Origin of the sequence: Pseudolactococcus plantarum (assembly GCF_002441715.1) — a bacterium.
GTDB lineage: Bacteria > Bacillota > Bacilli > Lactobacillales > Streptococcaceae > Pseudolactococcus > Pseudolactococcus plantarum.
The window spans coordinates 43,230-62,434 of record NZ_JXJX01000008.1 but is presented as its reverse complement, the minus strand read 5'-3'; the positions used below and the strand labels follow the sequence as shown (position 1 = coordinate 62,434).

Here is a 19,205-nt window from a genome sequence, read left to right as displayed (position 1 = left end):
TGGTGTTTTTTTAGTTGTCTGTTTGATAAGATTTAAGTATCAAAACAAAGGGAGTTATAAAATGAAATCAACTTGGCGTTTTATTTTATCATTAGTCGTGATACTTACTGCAATATTAGCAATTATGATGGCAGCTTTTGCCTTACCTGCTGTACATAGTGGCGTCCAACAGGTACCTATTGGTATCATAGAAAAAAATGATGCAATTTACGATAAAATAAGTCAGTCACTTCAAGCAAAAGGGTTTAAAGTCACACGATTTAATACTGAAAAAACAGCTGTTAACGCAATGAAAGAAAGAAAAGCATATGGTGTGTATGCAATAGATCCATCAGGAGATGTTACTTTATATAAAGCAACCGCAGCGTCTACTACAGTAGCCCAACTATTAACAGATGTAGCTAAGGAAATGTTGACGCAACAAAAATCAGCTGCACAGGAACAGCTGACGCAATTAATGACAAAGACTACAGATAGTGTCAAACTTAAGGTGCTTACTCAAAAACTAGTCGCGATTTCAGCAAAACAAGTCAAGATTGTTGAGGTTAAAGCATTTCCAAAAACTGATGAAAAGGGATCAGGATTAGCAGCAGGTGCGTTGCCCATTGCACTTGGTGGTTGGATTGGTACGGTTGCAATTAGCCAATTAATCAAAGGAAAAAGACAAAAATTTATAGCCGTTATTGGTTTTTCAATCATCGGTGGGCTTGGCTTGATTGCAGTGATCCAATTTGGTATAGGGACATTTGATGGTAATTACTTACTCACATCCTTAGGGGCTATGCTTGGTATTATGGCAACTAGCTTCTTTGTATTAGGCATATTAGAGGTGCTTGGGTTACCGGGGCTTGGCATTGCCGCAATCGTTCTGATTTTATTAGGTAATCCATTATCAGGTTTACTCACAGCACCTGAGTTACTGCCTAATGGTTGGGGAGCATTTGGACAGTTATTACCGCCAGGTGCAACAGGTACCTTGCTCAGAAATATCGCTTTCTTTGATGGTCATGCAATCAGCCAACCGTTGCTTGTTTTATTAGCATATGTAGGCTTTGGTATGATACTGTTTAAACTTGGCAAAAAATCAGTCTAAAAGCTCACTAGTAATTGAGCTTCAAATCTAGAAAATAACAAACCGTCTGACCGGTTTGCCCATACTGAAAAAACCTAGTGATTATATGGCTAGGTTTTATTGTATGTTATGGAAAAATAATTAGTAGAGTCCAATTCAATATTGACTGTTGATTTAAACTAAAAAAATCAAGTACGACTATTTAATTTTAAAAGATTATGTTTTGGGCGTTAAATTATACTTTAATGGCGTTTTATCGGATGTCTATGGCCAAACTCTTTAATTTTTAATAATATAGGCTCTAACTCTCTGCCTACATCAGTTAACTGATAACTCGTTCTTGGTGGTATATGTTGTAAGATTGTTTTTTCAACTAAACCATCCTCAATTAATTCTCTTAAATCTTTGCTTAAGGTGTGAGGCGTAATGCCAACTAGTAATCTGACTAACTCATTAAAACCTTTATCACCTTTTGAAATATGGTATAGCATTAGGATTTTCCATTTGCCACCAATGACTGCTAACGCATTAGCGGTATCGCAATTACAGTTGACCATTTGTTCATATGTTTTTCTCAATGATATTCTCCTATCGACATAGTATCTTTTTTGACAGTATTGCACATATTATATCTTAATTATACAATAAAGTACAGACGTTAAAAGGAGGCGTAAAACGATGATGAATGAAACGATTAATGTGATACAAAATCACGCAACTGTTAGAGGATTTGATGGTGAGTATACGCTCTCTCAAGAAGCGCTAAGTGCTATCATTTCATCTGCGAAGCAAGCTCCTTCTTGGGAAAATGGTCAAGCCTATAGTATTCTAGTCTTTACTGGAAAAGAAAAAGAAAAATTGGCCAATTTAGTGGAAAAACATGATAATCAAGTGAACAATGTTAACACGATTAGGCAATCAAGTGTCTTTTTATTATTCAATATCAACCTAAGTTTGTATGGTATAGATGCAGATCTTGGTGGAGAAATAGAGCCATTACTTATCGGAGCGGTTGATGCGTCGCTTGCTCTTGAGAATGCTGCGATTACTGCTGAAAGTATGGGGCTTGGAACCTGTGTCATAGGTAGCATTAGGCGGTTATCCGAAGAGATTGTTACCACTTATGCGTATCCAAAATACTCATTTCCGTTAGTAGGCATGGCTATAGGTAAAGCAACAAAAGAAAAATTTGTAAAACCAAGATTATCGGATATAAACGTTATATACGCTGGACAATCAATGGATTTTACAGATTTAACTCCGGTTAAGGTCTATGCTGCTAAGTTGAAAAACTTTTCGATACAAGCAGGCTATACCTCTTCTGATTGGTTGGATAGGTTCTTAAATTATTATAATAAAGGAAAATATCCTAAAGGAACTAAAGCAGTATTACAGAAACAAGGACTATTATAAAAACTCTCGATACAACAAGACCTCTTCAGTGTTAGAAGACAGTTGTGCTACATATTGTGCACACCTACTAATTGAAGCCATCGGCTGAATTGCACTTTTTTTAGCTATTGCTTATATTTAGGGAAACTATAATAGTTTTAAAACGATGACGAGACAGATCTCAGTTGCCTTTGTCTTTTAGTTTGAGCAAACCATCTGACTGGTTTGTTTTTTTGTCGCTAAGTTTCACAAGGGGTTCATAGCGTCATCTGGCAGTTAGAATACGCGATTTCATTCCCTACAGGGACTAAAATATGATAAAATAGACATGAATACTTTTTAAAGGACATGATGAAAATGACAAATGATAAACAATTAGCAACTCAAGCATTAGCAGCTGTTTTAGATAATGCACTCACTGAGTCTGAGATCACTAACTTACTAGAAATACCAAAGAAACCAGAGATGGGTGATTTGGCTTTTCCTGTCTTTTCACTAGCTAAGACTTTACGAAAAGCACCAAATATGATTGCACTTGATATCGTAGAGAAACTATCACAAGATGGTTTTGAAAAAATCGTCGCAACAGGACCATATGTTAACTTTTTCTTAGATAAGTCAGCAACGATGACATCAGTACTATCAGCTATTTTAGAACAGGGTGAAGACTATGCAACAGTAGCACCGAATGGTGAAAAAGTCGCTATCGATATGTCATCGCCAAATATCGCAAAACCATTTTCAATCGGTCACTTACGCTCAACCGTTATCGGAGATGCTTTAGCCGAAATTTATCGTAAGATTGGCTACACACCTGTTCGAATCAATCACTTAGGTGATTGGGGCAAACAGTTTGGCATGTTGATTGTAGCCTATAAAAAATATGGCGATGAGGCAGCAATCCGTCAGCACCCAATCTCAGAGTTATTAAAACTTTATGTGAGAATCAATGCTGAGGCTGCTGAGGATCCTACGATTGATGAATCTGCGCGTGAATGGTTCTTAAAACTAGAAAATGGTGATGCAGAAGCACTAGCACTTTGGCAATGGTTCAGAGATGAGTCTTTAGTTGAATTTGATCGTATCTATCAAGAATTAGGTGTCACGTTTGACAGTATGAACGGTGAGGCATTTTATAATGATAAAATGTCAGAAATTATCGATATCCTTGCAGATAAGCAACTCCTAACGGAGTCAGAAGGAGCTACTGTTGTTGAGTTAGAAGGATTTGAAAACCCTGCTTTGATTAAAAAATCTGATGGGGCAACACTTTACATCACACGTGATTTAGCAGCAGCACTTTATCGCAAGCGGACATATGACTTTGCTAAATCAATTTATGTAGTAGGACAAGAACAGTCAGGACACTTCAAACAACTGAAAGCTGTGCTTGATAAGATGGGGTACGCATGGTCTGAGGATATTTATCATGTACCGTTTGGCTTGGTTACCAAAGCAGGTAAAAAATTGTCAACACGTAAAGGTAACGTGATTTTATTAGAACCAACGATTCAAGAAGCAGTCAAACGTGCACAAGCACAAATAGAGGCTAAAAATCCTGATTTACCAAATAAAGCAGTAGTTGCACATGAAGTTGGTGTTGGTGCGATTAAATTTTATGACTTAAAAAATGAGCGGTTGAATGGCTATGATTTTAATCTTGAAGAGATGGTATCGTTTGAAGGTGAAACAGGACCTTACGTCCAATACGCGCACGCTCGAATTCAGTCTATCCTCAAGAAGGCTGACTTTAAACCAGAAGCCGTGATTGGCCAAAGTTTCTCACTTTCAGATGATGAGAGCTGGGCAATTGTCAAATTATTGCAAGCTTTTCCTGATGTGATTAATAGAGCAGCTAGGCTATTTGAACCTTCAGCTATTGCCAAATATGCGATTAATCTTGCCCAAGCCTTTAATAAATATTACGCCCATACGCGTATTTTAGAAGAAAGTAGCGAAAAAGCAGCACGATTGTCTTTAGCTTATGCAACAGGTGTTGTATTGAAAGAAAGTCTTAGACTCTTAGGTGTTGAAGCACCGGAAGAAATGTAAGTGATGATAAACATCAGTGTTAAATAAGATAATCAGTCAATTTATGGTATAATGAGACATATGAAAAAACAAAAACGGCAAGAGATTATTCGGGAATTAATCCGTAATAATAAGATAGATACACAAGAAGAGTTATCACAACGTCTGTTAAAAGTTGGTGTGTCTACAACACAAGCAACTTTATCTAGAGATATTCGTGAGTTGGGTATCATTAAAAACCGCTATGATGATGGCAACTTTTACGCATTATTTGAATATGATGAGGTGTTAGATAATCCTAACTTTATCAGTGCCAACATGGATTTGGTAGAGGTCTTTTCAGCATATATTTTAAGTGTGAGTAGAGCTGCGTTTATCATTATTGTCCATACAGGTCTTGGCGAAGCTGACTTATTAGCCAATGCAATCGATGGTGCTAATAAACAAGAAGTTTTAGGTACCATCGCAGGAGCTGACACGTTGCTTATCACTTGTCGAGATGAAGCAAGCGCGGAAAAATTTGAAAGAGAAATGAATGATGCTAGAACCGCAAATAGATCGTGAGCAGTCTGATTACGAAGCTACTCTGACCCTTTTTTTAAGTGAATTGGCGAAACATCCAACAGTCATTGACTTTCAAACTGCAGAAAGCCTGCTAAAAAATAGTACGGAACTTTATACGCTTGAAGTGGAGATGAAAGCACTAGCAAAAGATGCTATTTTATATAAAAAAATAGGTAAAGAAAGAGCTTATCAAGAGACGATTGAGCGCTCAAAAGTGATTGAAGCACAACTAAATGATGAGCCTATCTTAATTGATTATCGTCGTAAACTAACAGCAGTCACTGAGCTATTACAATATCTTTTACAAAATTTAGAGACACAAATTAACGAGGAACTTCATCGTGAGAACTGAGAAAATATCATCAAAACCTGTTGAGAAAATTTCACCAGGCATGAGACAGTATCTGGATATCAAACAAGCTTATTCAGATGCTTTTTTGCTATTTAGAATGGGTGATTTTTATGAATTATTTTATGATGATGCTGTTAAGGCAGCTCAGATATTAGAATTAACCTTAACATCTAGAAATAAAAATTCAGAGAATCCGATTCCCATGGCAGGTGTACCACATCATAGCGTCCAACAATATATCGATATTTTGATTGATTTGGGCTATAAAGTTGCGATTGCAGAACAGATGGAAGACCCTAAACAAGCTGTTGGTGTTGTGAAGCGTGATGTTGTCCAAGTGATTACACCAGGGACGGCTGTCGATGCCCTAAACACAGGTAAGGATAATAATTTTTTAGTTGCGATAGATCGAGATGACACGCAATATGCACTGAGTTATCTAGACTTGGCAACGGGTGAATTTTTTGTCACTAGCCTAGATGATTTTGAAACAGTCGTAGATGAGATTGCATCACTTAAAGCTCGTGAGGTAGTCGTTGGCTATGGGTTATCGGAAGCTGATCCACAAAAGCAGATTTTAGAAGTACAGTTAAATGTTTTGGTATCATCTGAATTGATAGGTGTTGAAGCCAGTGAGTTAATCAGTACGGACTTATCGAGTTTGGAATCGAAGACAGCAGCTAAGCTTTTGAATTATGTGATTGGGACACAAAAGAGACACCTGTCACATTTACAAGCGGCTCAGCATTATGAAATCAAAGATTTTTTACTGATGGATGCATCGAGTAAAAAAAGTCTAGACTTACTTTATAATGCTAGAACTGGTAAGAAGTATGGTAGTCTTTATTGGCTGTTAGATGAGACGAAAACAGCTATGGGGACACGGATGTTAAAGATGTGGATAGATCGCCCTCTAGTGAGTCTAAAAGCAATCAAAAACCGTCAGGATGTTAGTCAAGTCTTTTTAGATCATTTCTTTGAACGTTCTGATTTATCTGAAGCGCTTAAGGGTGTCTACGATATCGAACGGCTAGCTTCTCGAATTTCTTTTGGTAAAGCCTCGCCAAAAGATTTATTACAGTTAGCACAGACTTTATCAAATGTTCCTGCTATTAGCACAGTATTAATTCAGATGTCCTCAGATATTTTGGTACCCTTGATCGACCAATTAGATCATATGCCTGACTTACTTGAGTTGATTACGCGTGCGATCGATAGCAGTGCTTCTGCCAGTATTACAGAAGGTAATATCATTAAAGATGGGTTTAATGAGCCCCTAGATGATTACCGTGTGATTTTGCGTGATGGGACGAGTTGGATAACTGAACTGGAAGCAAAAGAGCGTGTGAATTCGGGGATTAATAATTTAAAAATAGATTACAATAAGAAAGATGGTTACTATTTCCATGTGACGAATGCTAATCTGACACAAGTCCCTAGTCATTTCTTTCGTAAGGCAACCTTAAAGAATTCAGAACGCTATGGTACACAAGAGCTTTCTACTATAGAAACTCAGATGCTAGATGCCCGTGAAAACGCTGCTAGTTTAGAATATAATTTATTTCTAGATGTCAGAGAGCAAGCAGCAACGTTTATTTCACGTATTCAAAAACTTGCCAAAATAATAGCAGAAATTGATGTGCTCCAATCATTAGCAGTCGTAGCAGAAAACAATCACTACATCAGACCAACTATCCACAAAGACAGTCAAGAGATTCACATTAAAAATGGCCGTCATGCTGTTGTTGAAAAAGTAATGGATGCGCAACAATACGTCCCAAACTCTATCGACTTTGATCAAGATACCATGATACAACTCATCACAGGGCCAAACATGTCAGGGAAATCAACCTATATGCGTGAACTAGCCTTGAGTGTCGTCATGGCGCAGATAGGGTGTTATCTCCCTGCTGATCAAATTGACTTGCCTATTTTTGACGCCATTTTTACAAGGATTGGTGCTGCTGATGATTTGATTAGTGGTCAATCAACCTTTATGGTAGAAATGATGGAAGCTAATCATGCAATCAGAAGAGCCACGCCGCAGTCTTTGATTTTATTTGATGAATTGGGCCGTGGGACTGCAACTTATGATGGGATTGCCTTAGCTCAGTCTATTGTAGAATATATCCACGAACAAGTTGGCGCTAAAACCTTATTTGCGACACACTATCATGAGTTGACTGTACTTGAGCGTCAGTTATCTCAAGTGAAAAATGTGCATGTTGCCACACTTGAAAATGCTGGTGAAGTGACTTTCTTACATAAGATAGAACCAGGGCCGGCAGATAAATCTTACGGGATTCATGTTGCTAAGATTGCAGGATTGCCACAAGCATTATTAAGTCGAGCTAAGCTGATTTTATCGGAGTTAGAAAATTCATCTGCTCAACATGTGCCTGAAGCGCCTAAAAAAGAAGTTGAACAACTTGGTTTATTTGATCACTCTGATGAATTAGTAACTGCTATTAAACAAATTGATGTGATGAATCTGACACCCATGGATGCGATGAATCAACTATATGAACTCAAAAAATTAGTAGACTCCCTATCCATGTAAGTGGTGAGTCAGCACAAGTTATCAACTTTCAGGCAAGTTTATGGTGGTATTAGGCGTTTTGATTATCGAGAAATTTTTACTGTCGATAGCTGGGACGATGACCTTTACTTACCTGCTACCGATTGCAATTGGCTTAGGGCTATTTTATGTGTATAGACGACAGTCCATTTTAAAAATATTAGCAATTAAAGTCGCGATTTTTGGGTTATGCTTTGTTGCGCTTGTACCAGCATCACTCCAGATTTCTGGTTTAGTGGATCAAAAATTTGTGACAGAGATTCAGGAAACGAGTCAAAAAGTAAAAGCAGATGATGCTAATATTAAAACTAAACAAAAAAATAGAGACTGATCAAAACTTTTTGCAAAAAATCGAATCAGGTATTACAGATTTTTTCTCTAAGACAGGTCGAGTACAGACTGCTGGAAAAGAGAAGGCCGTCAGTATGTTAAATACGTTAACACAAGAGGTTACTAGAATGATTGTGACAACCTGTGTTATCCCTGTTATGACTTAAATCGTTTTCGGTTTTGTCATTAAGATTTTATTTGGATTTGATTTGGCTGTTGGGACAAGATTAACTGATACGAGTCGAAAGGGATCGCATGCTGTTAAGAAAATTCGCAGACGATCATAAGCTTTAAAAAGCACCGCTACATTTTTATTGTGACGAGTGCTTTTTTTATAGAGGTATTATGATTAAAGTTTCTGATATAAAGAGTGGAAACAAAAGCTAGTTTAAAAAAATGGTATAATAAAGTCATGAGTATACAGGAAAAAAAACACAGGACAATTATTGAACTTAGTGAAACATTAGCTAATAAAATTGCTGCTGGTGAAGTGATTGAAAGACCAGCCAGTGTCGTTAAAGAATTATTAGAAAATGCGATTGATGCAGCAGCAACACAAGTCACGATTTCCATCGAAGAATCAGGCCTAAAATCAATTGAAATTACCGATAATGGTGAAGGCATTGCACGTGATGAAGTGGCACTAGCTTTGAAACGTCATGCAACGAGTAAAATTAAAGATGTAGATGATTTATTTCGGATTAGGACTTTGGGATTTAGAGGAGAGGCTCTGCCCTCTATTGCCAGTGTTAGTGAATTGACCATTAACACATCAGTAGCTGATAATGCTGACGTAAGTGGTACCTTATTGGTAGCCAAAGGTGGGCAAATTCTGCAAAATGATCCTGCACCAAAACGTGTTGGTACCCAAATCAAAGTAGAAAACCTGTTTTTTAATACCCCAGCCCGTCTTAAATATATCAAGAGTTTACAGGCTGAATTAAGTCATATTACGGATGTCATCAACAGACTGAGTTTGGCACATCCAGAGGTCGCGTTTACCCTAATCAATGATGGGCGTGAGATGCTGAAAACTGCAGGAAGCGGTGATTTACGTCAAGCTATCGCAGGTGTTTATGGGATTTCGACAGCCAAGAAGATGTTACATATATCAAATGCTGATTTAGATTTTGAAGTGACGGGGTATGTCAGTCTACCGGAGTTGACGCGTGCAAACCGTAATTATATTACCGTGTTACTAAATGGTAGATATATCAAAAATTACCTCATTAACCGGGCTATTGTCGATGGCTATGGCTCAAAACTTATGGTAGGACGTTTCCCTATTGCGGTGATCGACATTAAGATTGATCCCTTTTTGGCTGATGTTAATGTGCATCCGACTAAACAGGAAGTTAGAATTTCCAAAGAAAAGGATTTGATGCTGCTGGTTACTAAAGCTATCAAGCAAGCCTTGCAACCAGAGACGTTAATCCCCAATGCTTTAGAAAATTTGAATCAATCAAAATCCCCTGCTCAGTCAGTCGTTAACGCACACCAGACGAGTCTGCCATTAAGTAGTAAGCAGTTGTATTATGATGCGGAAAAGCAAGATTTTTTTGTGCAAGAAAAGTCCTCAGTGGAAGCAGCGCCGACAGTTGACAAAGTACCAACGACGCTCTCTGAGTTGACCGATACTAAAGATAACTATACGTCTGATAGCTCTAAAGACAATCAGTTTGTTGCAGTAAATGAGACGGCCTTCTTTGAAACTGATTCTCCCAAAGAAGCGCATAAAACGTTTCCTGAATTAGAATTCTTATCACAAATGCATGGAACTTATCTCCTTTGTCAGTCACCAGATGGTTTGTATATTGTGGATCAACATGCCGCACAGGAGCGTGTTAAATATGAGTATTATCGAGAAAAAATAGGACAAGTTAATTATGATCAACAACAATTGTTAACACCTATTTTGATTAAGTTATCCCAAGATGAAGTGGGGTTGGTGCTTGAGAAAAAAGCATTGCTTGCTGAAGCTGGTGTATTTTTAGATGCGTATGGAGAAAATCAGCTTATCTTGCGTGAGCATCCTATCTGGATGAATGATAATGAAATCGAAAAGGCGACGTATGAATTAATTGATCTGCTTTTAGATGATCAAGAAGTGTCTGTTAAAAAGTACAGGGAAGATTTAGCGATTATGATCGCATGTAAGAGTTCGATTAAAGCAAATATGTTTATCGATCCAGCCAGTGCTCGAGATTTACTCAGCCAACTTGCTAACTGTGAGAATCCTTATAATTGTCCGCATGGTCGACCAGCACTTGTGTCATTTTCGAATGTTGATCTTGAAAAGATGTTCAGACGTATTCAGCAAGGACATCAAGGTGGGTGGCATACGCAGTTTTAACTGTGTAATTAGTCTTGTTATATCAGCTGTTTAAGTCGCTTGATCTAGCATATAAGTAATAGAAGGAAGTTATGTACGAATATCTAAAAGGCACACTAGTCAAAATTACGCCGACCTATATTGTAGTAGAAGTTTCAGGTATAGGATTTCTGATTCATGTTGCAAACCCTTATGCATTTTCAACACTTGTCAATGCTGCGATACAAGTATACACGCATCAAGTGATACGTGAGGATGCCCATACACTGTATGGATTTTCTGATGAGACTGAAAAACAACTGTTTCTACAGTTGATTTCAGTTTCTGGGATAGGGCCAAAATCAGCACTCGCCATCATCGCAGCCGATGATAATGTTGGGCTTGTTACCGCCATAGATAGTGGTGATATTAAATATCTGACAAAATTTCCTGGTGTTGGCAAAAAAACAGCTAGCCAGATGGTGTTAGATCTTGAAGGTAAGTTTGAGCAGGTTGCGACAAAGAGACCGAATGCTAAGCCTGAGTCTAATACTTCCTTGAGCGATGCTCTAGAAGCATTGCGTGCGTTAGGATATAAACCGGCTGAACTTAAGAAAGTTGAAAAACAACTAGACGGTACACTAGATACCACTGAAGGCTTTATCAAAACAGCTTTGAAGCTGATGATGAAATGATACCTAATCTTTTTTGATTGTTATGATCACATCAGTCATCTGAGTAAATAGGGGGATGATATCTAGTCTATTATCGTCATAGATAAATCAGATAAAATGAAAAACGCTTTCGCCAAAATGTGAAAGTGTTTTTTTATATTATGATTGTTTAAGTAAAGTCAATTCTTCTGCTGTTATCTTGCGATACTCACCCAGTGCTAGTGTGGGATCTAACCTTAAGTGTCCCATTCGGATGCGTTTCAATTCAAGGACTCGCATATCTACTGCTTCAAACATACGTTTGACTTGATGAAACTTTCCTTCGTGAATGATAACCTCTATCTCACTTTGAAAGCCGGTGGTCGTATTGGCTTCTTTGACTTGGTTAACAGATAATTCCCCAGGTCGTGCAGTCTCCCCATTTTTAAAGGTTAAGCCTGCTGCAAACTGTTTGATCGTCATGTCAGTGACGTTACCATCGATGATCGCAAGATAAGCTTTTTCAACGTGTTTTCTGGGCTGTGTGAGATCATGTCCTAATGCCCCATCATTGGTTAGGAGTAATAACCCTTCGGTATCTTTGTCCAAACGACCGACTGGGAAAATATCAGCTCGATAGTCTTTTTCAGATAATAATTGGACAACCGTTTTAAATACGTTATCCTTTGTAGCTGATACGACACCTTTTGGTTTATTTAGTAAATAATAGTAGAAAGCTTGGTAGTTTAATACTTGATCATCAAAAGTGACCGTTTGCTTGTGTTCATTAATTTGCGTGCGACCATTTTTTTCTATCTGGCCATCTACTGTAATGCGGCCTTTTTTCAACAGTATTTTGACCTGGCTACGAGAGCCGATACCCATGTCAGCTAAAAATTTATCTAATCTCATATGCCTATTATACTATATTAAAAGTCGTTTATAACTTTCACGGATTGCTAGTTTACAATGTGTAGTAGTGATGGTATAATAAATGGGTATCTAGTATATATTATATAGTAGTGGTGCATTTTGATGAGGTGGGTCTGGATGTAAAATAAGTTATTTTTGATACTTATTGGCTATGTATATCATACCTATTGAAAGGAGAACTATATGAATGGCAGCAATTAATACACAATTATTAAAAGGTACCTTAGATGGTGCCTTGCTCCTCGTCATATCAAGTGGGGAGACGTATGGTTATGAGATCACAGAGAAATTATCAGAAATGGGTTTTTTGTCTATTGCTGCTGGTACAATCTATCCTATCTTGCAAAAGTTAGAACGTGATGGCTATATTCAAGGAGAGATGCGCAAATCCTCTGAGGGGCCGAAGCGAAAATATTTGACGATTACTGAAAAAGGAAAGCTTAGGTTAGATGAATTTATAGCCGAATGGTCAAAATTGACAATGGCAATGACTAGCTTGATAAATGAGAGTAGAAACTCAGATTTATGTTAGTCCTTTATTTTTAGAAAGGTCAACTTAATGACAACACTTAGACAATTTTTAAAATCAAAACAAGCTGAGCATCTTGAAAATCGTGAAAGTTTAGCGAAAATGACACCTGACAACCGTATTTATGATGAGTTGTTTGTGACACATCTATTTGAGAGTTATCACCTATCAGAAAAAGATACGAAATTGGTAATGGATATTATCGAAAATGTACGTTCTGATATCTTGCAAGCCCAGGATAATGGCCTATCAGCGCAAGAGTATTTTGGTATGCCAGCACCTGTACTTGCTCGCGAGTTCATCGAAAACTTACCTGATAAAAAAAGAGGTGCACGTATTAGGAGACAAATTTTATTTCCAAGTTATTTAGTGATTTTCTTTGGCATATTGCTCTTATCTCCTTGGTTAGGAGGTGGATTCACTCCAAAAAATATTGGCTTATTTGTACTTTTGCTAATATTAAATGTTGTGAGTTGGGGAATAGGGGCATATTTACCAACTTGGCTATTTAAGTTATATCCTGAGAAACAGATGAACTATCGGATGCGTCTAGTTAATATGGTAACTACTGGTTTTCAAGTACTTTTTACCATTATCATACTGATTATGATAAAAGTTTTTTGAGATATGATATAAATGGATAGTAAGTGAGACAGGCAGCTTAAAATATGATTGATGGCTATGAAACCTTGTAAGTTATCCTATTTATATGATGGTAAAAGCGCGATAGTTGTGATGCTTTAGGCATCTCAATTATAAATATCGTCTTTGCCATTTTTTTGTTACAATAAAGATATGGGAAATGACAAACTAACATCGGGAGAGTTACAAGATTATGAGCTTGATGCTGAGGCTTTATCGGCAGAGAGAACTTTACGACCGCAATACTTAGCGCAATACATAGGACAAGATAAAATTAAAGAGCAGCTAGATATTTATATCAAGGCTGCTAAGATGCGTGAAGAATCTTTAGATCATGTGCTGTTGTTTGGTCCGCCGGGACTTGGTAAGACGACTATGGCTTTTGTGATTGCTAATGAGCTGGGTGTTAATATTAAACAAACATCAGGACCGGCGATTGAAAAGGCAGGAGATTTAGTCGCTATTCTAAATGATCTTGAAGCAGGAGATGTGCTTTTTATCGATGAAATTCATCGTCTACCAATGTCTGTTGAAGAAATTTTATACAGTGCTATGGAAGACTTTTATATCGATATTATGATTGGTGGTAGTGATGCAAGTCGAAGTGTACACCTTGAATTACCGCCATTTACTTTAATTGGTGCGACGACTCGTGCGGGTATGCTATCTAATCCATTAAGGGCTAGATTTGGGATTAATGCGCATATGGCCTACTATGAGTTATCAGACCTAACAGAAATTGTTATACGGACTGCAGATATCTTCGATGTCGACATCACAGGAGATGGGGCACATGAGATTGCACGTCGGAGTCGAGGGACACCGCGTATTGCCAATAGACTTTTAAAACGTGTCCGAGATTTTGCACAGATCAAAGGGACTGGGATAATTAATGATGAAATAACGCGTAAGGCACTACTGATGTTAGATGTTGATGCGTCTGGTCTTGATTACATTGATCAAAAAATTCTTAAGACAATGATTGAGATGTATCAAGGAGGTCCTGTCGGTCTAGGCACACTTTCTGTGAATATCTCTGAGGAGAGAGAAACCCTAGAAGATATGTATGAACCTTACTTGATTCAATCAGGGTTTCTAATCAGAACGCGTCAAGGTAGGTGTGCAACAAGACAGGCATATGAGCATTTTGGCTATGCGTATCCTCATGATTAAGGAATATGTTATTTTATCTAACATTAACCGTTGACTTTTCATAATCGCCACTATATAATGAGGAATATAGAAGGTAAAACAGTAAAGGAGGTATACTTTAGTGAAAGAACGCGAACTAAGACGCTCTATGGCCGTCTTTCCTATGGGTGCCGTTATGGAGTTGACGGATTTATCAGCACGTCAAATCCGATATTATGAAGATCAAGGACTTATTTTTCCTGCCAGAAATGATGGTAATCGACGAAAATATTCACTGAATGATATGGACGTCCTACTGGAAATTAAGGATTATCTTAATGACGGATTGAATATTGCCGGGATTAAGAAACTGTATGAAAAAAGTAAAGAAGCATTAGATGAAGTGAAAAATAAGTCAATCACTGATGCTGAAGTCCGTAAGATTTTAGAAGAAGAAATCATGCAACAGTCGAGATTTAATCAGCCTAAAACGACTTTACGATAAATTTAAAAGCAGAAAATAGCGATAAGAAACGTTGGTGATATAGCGCGCTTCTTATCGCTATGATACTGTTTTTGACAATTATAATAGGAGATGCGAGATGACAACTACAATAACGGATATCTTAACTGAAGTGAAAGAGAAAAATGTCACATTTTTACGACTCATGTTTACGGATATACTTGGGACTTTGAAAAATGTTGAAGTGCCTGCAACTGAAGAACAACTCACAAAAATTTTAAATAATAAAATGATGTTTGACGGGTCATCTATTGAAGGGTTTGTTCGTATTAATGAATCTGATATGTACCTTTATCCTGATTTAGATACATGGATTATTTTTCCTTGGGGAGATGAAAACGGTAAAGTTGCCGGCTTGATTTGCGATGTTTATAATCCTGATGGAACACCATTTGCTGGAGATCCCAGAGGGAATTTAAAACGGGCACTGAAACATATGGAAGAAATGGGATTTGAGTCCTTTAATCTTGGACCAGAACCAGAATTTTTCTTATTTAAACTTGATGAAAAAGGGAATCCAACGCTTGAAGTGAATGACCAAGGTGGTTATTTTGATTTAGCACCGACAGATTCAGCTGATAATACACGTCGTGAGATTGTGAATGTCTTGACGGATTTAGGTTTTGAAGTTGAAGCGAGTCATCATGAAGTGGCAGTAGGTCAGCATGAAATTGATTTTAAATATACAAACGTCCTAGAAGCTTGTGATAATATTCAAATTTTTAAATTGGTAGTGAAAACTGTTGCGCGTGCACATGGGTTACACGCAACGTTCATGGCTAAACCGCAATTTGGGATTAATGGTAGCGGTATGCACTGTAATATGTCCTTATTTGACCAATCAGGTGAAAATGTTTTCTATGATCCTAATGGTAAATTGTCTTTATCTGATACAGCTTATCAGTTTCTAGGTGGGATTTTAGAACATGCTTATAATTTTACAGCCATTACTAACCCAACTGTTAACTCCTATAAACGATTAGTTCCAGGTTATGAAGCCCCTGTTTATGTTGCTTGGGCAGGACGAAATAGATCACCTCTTGTTCGGATACCTGCTTCACGAGGTAGGGGTACACGGCTGGAGTTGCGTTCGGTTGATCCGACAGCGAATGCTTATTTAGCACTTGCTGTACTTTTGGAGTGTGGTCTTGATGGTATTACTAGACATCTAGAGGCACCAGAGCCTGTTGAAAATAATATCTATATGATGACTGGTGATGAACGTAAAGCGATGGGGATTACAGATTTACCATCCACACTTCATAATGCTGTCAAAGCACTTCGTGAAGATGATGTTGTTAAGGCAGCACTAGGACAACACATCTATACGAATTTTGTCGAAACGAAAAAAGTAGAATGGGCTGCTTATGCGCAATACGTTTCTCAATGGGAAGTCGATAATTACTTAGATCTTTACTAAACGTATTTTAAATGTGAAAAGGCACTATCTTTGATTTATCAAAGTTAGTGCCTTTTCATCTAGCATTTACCGACAAAAAAACACTTATTAAAAAGAAAATTCTAAAAATTGCAACTATTGTTGCAATCGGTTCAAAAAAACTGTATAATAATTAGTGTCAGAAGTTATAACATAGAAAATGACAGGAGAAGTTAATGATGGTGAAAGTCAATATTCCAGAAATCTTTGCTGAGGACGTGTTTACAGATGCAGTGATGCAGCAACGATTACCTAAAAGTGTCTATAAGCAATTTAAAAAATCAATTGAAGACGGTAAAGATCTTGATCTTGCGACAGCTGATGTGATTGCAAATGAAATCCGCGAGTGGGCCATTGAAAAAGGGGCAACTCACTTTGCGCATTTATTCCAACCATTAACTGGCGTAACAGCTGAAAAACAAGACTCATTTATCACAGCGCCTAAAGCAGACGGCAGTGTGATGACTGCTTTTTCAGGAAAAGAGTTAATTAAGGGTGAACCTGATGGCTCTTCATTCCCATCAGGTGGTTTGCGAGCAACTTTCGAAGCTCGTGGTTATACAGTTTGGGATACAACATCATCAGTTTTTGTTCGTCATGATGCTGGGGGAACAACTCTGTTAATTCCAACGGCTTTCTATTCATATAATGGTGAAGCACTAGACCAAAAAGCACCACTACTTCGCTCAATGCAAGTAATTTCTGATTCTTCTATCAAATTACTTCGTCTTTTTGGTAATACAACTGCTAAAAGAGTTGCGCCTTCAGTTGGTGCTGAGCAAGAATATTTCTTGGTTGATGAGAAAAAATTCCAACAACGTAAAGATTTAATTTATGCTGGTCGCACATTATTTGGTGCACCAGCACCAAAAGGTCAAGAATTAGATGACCATTATTTTGGTACAATTCGTCAACGTGTTGCTGGCTTCATGAAAAACATCAATGAAGAGCTATGGAAAGTTGGTGTGACATCTAAGACACAGCATAATGAAGTAGCGCCTGCACAACATGAAATTGCGCCAATCTATGCCAATGCTAACGTTGCTGTCGATCAAAACCAAGTTGTGATGCAAACACTTAAACGTGTTGCGTGTCAACATGATATGAAATGTCTGCTTCATGAAAAACCTTTCGCAGGTGTGAATGGATCAGGTAAACATAATAACTGGTCTCTTGTAACAGATAAAGGTGAAAATTTACTAGAACCAGGCTCTACACCACATGAAAATAAACAATTTCTACTTGTTTTGGCATCAATCATTAAAGCAGTAGATAAATATGCTGGATTACTTCGTGAATCTGCAGCAGATCCTGGTAACGACCACCGCTTAGGTGCCAATGAAGCGCCACCAGCAATTATCTCAATTTTCTTAGGATCACAATTAGAAGATATTATTAACCAATATATTGAAAACGGGTCAGCATCTACTTCTATCGCAGGTGGTGTATTGACAACAGGATCAACAGCCTTGAAAGATATTTCTAAGGATGCTACTGACCGTAACCGGACATCACCATTTGCCTTCACAGGTAATAAATTTGAATTCCGTATGGTTGGATCACGTGATTCGATTGCCTCTCCAAATATTGTGTTGAATACAATTGTTGCAGAAGCATTTGATGAAGCATCAGAACGTCTAGCGAAAGCAAGCGACTTCGATGCTGAAGTTGATGCATTGATTGCTGAGTATGCAAAAGCACATAGCCGTGTTATCTTTAATGGTGATGGTTATGCTGAAGAATGGGTTAAAGAAGCTGAAAAACGTGGTCTTCCTAACCTTAAATCATATGTTGATGCTACTGAAGTACTCGAATCAGAAGAAGTTGTTGCGTTATTCGATAAATATGGCGTATTATCTCCAACTGAGTTAAAAGCACGTGAAGAAGTTAAGTATGAAAACTACGCTAAAGTTATTCATATTGAAGCGTTGACAATGATTGATATGGCAGCAAAACAAATTATTCCTGCTGTTATCAAATATACAAAATCATTAGCAGATACAGTAATTGCTGTCAAAGAAGCTGGCAGCGATGCGAGTGTACAAGCTGATAGCTTAGCAGAAGTTTCTGAATTGCTCAAAGCAGCTAAAGCGGCACTTGTGACATTAAAAGAAGTAACAGCACAAGCAAGCGAACAAGAAGAAGGTAAAGTACAAGCACGTTTCTATAATGATGTTGTCTTCAAAGCAATGGGTGAACTTCGTGCTCCAGTTGACCAACTTGAGTTGATCGTGGATAAAGAAGCATGGCCAATGCCTTCATATGGCGATTTGATGTTTGAAGTCTAAGCATATCAAACTCATAAACAAAATTTAGCTAACTAAAAAACAAGCACTGATGTATTTGTTTAGAGACGTGGAGATGTTTCCCACGCGATTTGAAAAAGAGCCTCTTTTTTATAATTTTTGTGCAAAAAAATAGAAGTGCCAGTACATGATTTAGAAAATTATGTACTGGCACTTCTAAGTATAATGTATCATGAAAATACATGATTTTATTTAATCATGTATTTTTTTATTTAAAAACTTTCGCATTGTTATTGATAATCTCTCGTAACTATTAACATTAAAGATATGATAAAGTGTACCAGTTTAAAATTGGTACATTTTGTTTTGCGTTTAAGTATAGTGAGATATTGTTTTACCGTTACAAAAAATTCGATAGAACTTATTTTCACCTTGGTATGCATAAGGTTTTCGTAATTATTTTCTAATTTTTCAGCAATT

Annotated in this window: 18 protein-coding genes; 16 read left to right on the top strand and 2 right to left on the bottom strand. The window is 37.5% G+C overall.

Going from position 1 to position 19,205, the window contains the following annotated elements:
* Positions 1 to 61: 61 nt before the first annotated feature.
* Positions 62 to 1,093, top strand: a complete 1,032-nt coding sequence (locus RU87_RS06325; RefSeq protein WP_068163003.1) for an ABC transporter permease — start codon at positions 62 to 64, stop codon at positions 1,091 to 1,093.
* Positions 1,094 to 1,314: 221 nt separating this feature from the next.
* Here the strand turns inward: RU87_RS06325 and RU87_RS06320 are convergent, their stop codons facing one another.
* Positions 1,315 to 1,650 (bottom strand): winged helix-turn-helix transcriptional regulator, encoded by a 336-nt coding sequence (locus RU87_RS06320; protein WP_197456623.1) that lies wholly within the window; start codon positions 1,648 to 1,650, stop codon positions 1,315 to 1,317.
* 100 nt (positions 1,651 to 1,750) lie between these two features.
* On the opposite strand from RU87_RS06320, the gene RU87_RS06315 reads away from it, so the two are divergent.
* The 9 genes from RU87_RS06315 to ruvA all read left to right on the top strand — a co-directional run bounded on the left by RU87_RS06315 (position 1,751) and on the right by ruvA (position 11,325).
* The gene (locus RU87_RS06315) at positions 1,751 to 2,485 is read left to right on the top strand and encodes a nitroreductase family protein (protein ID WP_068163005.1); all 735 of its coding nucleotides are present in this window, start codon (positions 1,751 to 1,753) and stop codon (positions 2,483 to 2,485) included.
* 336 nt (positions 2,486 to 2,821) lie between these two features.
* A complete protein-coding gene (gene argS, locus RU87_RS06310; RefSeq protein WP_068163183.1) occupies positions 2,822 to 4,516 on the top strand; it encodes an arginine--tRNA ligase in 1,695 nt (564 codons plus the stop codon).
* 60 nt (positions 4,517 to 4,576) lie between these two features.
* Positions 4,577 to 5,059 (top strand): arginine repressor, encoded by a 483-nt coding sequence (gene argR, locus RU87_RS06305; protein ID WP_068163008.1) that lies wholly within the window; start codon positions 4,577 to 4,579, stop codon positions 5,057 to 5,059.
* On the top strand, positions 5,031 to 5,411 hold the full coding sequence (locus tag RU87_RS06300; RefSeq protein ID WP_068163010.1) for a YlbF family regulator: 381 nt from the start codon (positions 5,031 to 5,033) through the stop codon (positions 5,409 to 5,411). Before argR ends, RU87_RS06300 begins: the two co-directional genes overlap by 29 nt.
* A gap of 40 nt (positions 5,412 to 5,451) precedes the next feature.
* Positions 5,452 to 7,971: a DNA mismatch repair protein MutS gene (gene mutS, locus RU87_RS06295; protein ID WP_068163187.1), complete on the top strand. Its 2,520-nt coding sequence runs from the start codon at positions 5,452 to 5,454 to the stop codon at positions 7,969 to 7,971.
* A 40-nt stretch (positions 7,972 to 8,011) separates the two neighbouring features.
* Complete coding sequence (locus RU87_RS06290) at positions 8,012 to 8,320, top strand: hypothetical protein (RefSeq protein ID WP_068163016.1); 309 nt, start codon at positions 8,012 to 8,014, stop codon at positions 8,318 to 8,320.
* Positions 8,321 to 8,330: 10 nt separating this feature from the next.
* Positions 8,331 to 8,486 (top strand): hypothetical protein, encoded by a 156-nt coding sequence (locus tag RU87_RS09650; protein ID WP_156470818.1) that lies wholly within the window; start codon positions 8,331 to 8,333, stop codon positions 8,484 to 8,486.
* A 245-nt stretch (positions 8,487 to 8,731) separates the two neighbouring features.
* The gene (mutL, locus tag RU87_RS06280) at positions 8,732 to 10,672 is read left to right on the top strand and encodes a DNA mismatch repair endonuclease MutL (protein WP_068163190.1); all 1,941 of its coding nucleotides are present in this window, start codon (positions 8,732 to 8,734) and stop codon (positions 10,670 to 10,672) included.
* A gap of 71 nt (positions 10,673 to 10,743) precedes the next feature.
* Positions 10,744 to 11,325, top strand: a complete 582-nt coding sequence (gene ruvA, locus RU87_RS06275; RefSeq protein ID WP_068163020.1) for a Holliday junction branch migration protein RuvA — start codon at positions 10,744 to 10,746, stop codon at positions 11,323 to 11,325.
* Positions 11,326 to 11,463: 138 nt separating this feature from the next.
* Here the strand turns inward: ruvA and RU87_RS06270 are convergent, their stop codons facing one another.
* Positions 11,464 to 12,195, bottom strand: a complete 732-nt coding sequence (locus RU87_RS06270; protein WP_068163023.1) for a pseudouridine synthase — start codon at positions 12,193 to 12,195, stop codon at positions 11,464 to 11,466.
* 208 nt (positions 12,196 to 12,403) lie between these two features.
* Between RU87_RS06270 and RU87_RS06265 the strand changes: the two genes are divergently transcribed.
* From RU87_RS06265 to RU87_RS06240, 6 genes are all read left to right on the top strand, one after another.
* Entirely contained in the window at positions 12,404 to 12,748 is a 345-nt protein-coding gene (locus RU87_RS06265; RefSeq protein ID WP_068163025.1) for a PadR family transcriptional regulator, read from the top strand.
* A gap of 27 nt (positions 12,749 to 12,775) precedes the next feature.
* Entirely contained in the window at positions 12,776 to 13,369 is a 594-nt protein-coding gene (locus RU87_RS06260) for a hypothetical protein (RefSeq protein ID WP_068163028.1), read from the top strand.
* Between the two features lie 171 nt (positions 13,370 to 13,540).
* Positions 13,541 to 14,560, top strand: coding sequence for a Holliday junction branch migration DNA helicase RuvB (gene ruvB, locus RU87_RS06255; RefSeq protein ID WP_068163030.1), 1,020 nt, complete (start codon positions 13,541 to 13,543; stop codon positions 14,558 to 14,560).
* A gap of 100 nt (positions 14,561 to 14,660) precedes the next feature.
* Complete coding sequence (locus RU87_RS06250) at positions 14,661 to 15,023, top strand: MerR family transcriptional regulator (protein WP_068163034.1); 363 nt, start codon at positions 14,661 to 14,663, stop codon at positions 15,021 to 15,023.
* Between the two features lie 97 nt (positions 15,024 to 15,120).
* Entirely contained in the window at positions 15,121 to 16,461 is a 1,341-nt protein-coding gene (glnA, locus tag RU87_RS06245) for a type I glutamate--ammonia ligase (RefSeq protein ID WP_068163037.1), read from the top strand.
* A gap of 194 nt (positions 16,462 to 16,655) precedes the next feature.
* On the top strand, positions 16,656 to 18,767 hold the full coding sequence (locus RU87_RS06240) for a glutamine synthetase III family protein (RefSeq protein ID WP_068163038.1): 2,112 nt from the start codon (positions 16,656 to 16,658) through the stop codon (positions 18,765 to 18,767).
* The last annotated feature ends 438 nt before the right edge of the window (positions 18,768 to 19,205 follow it).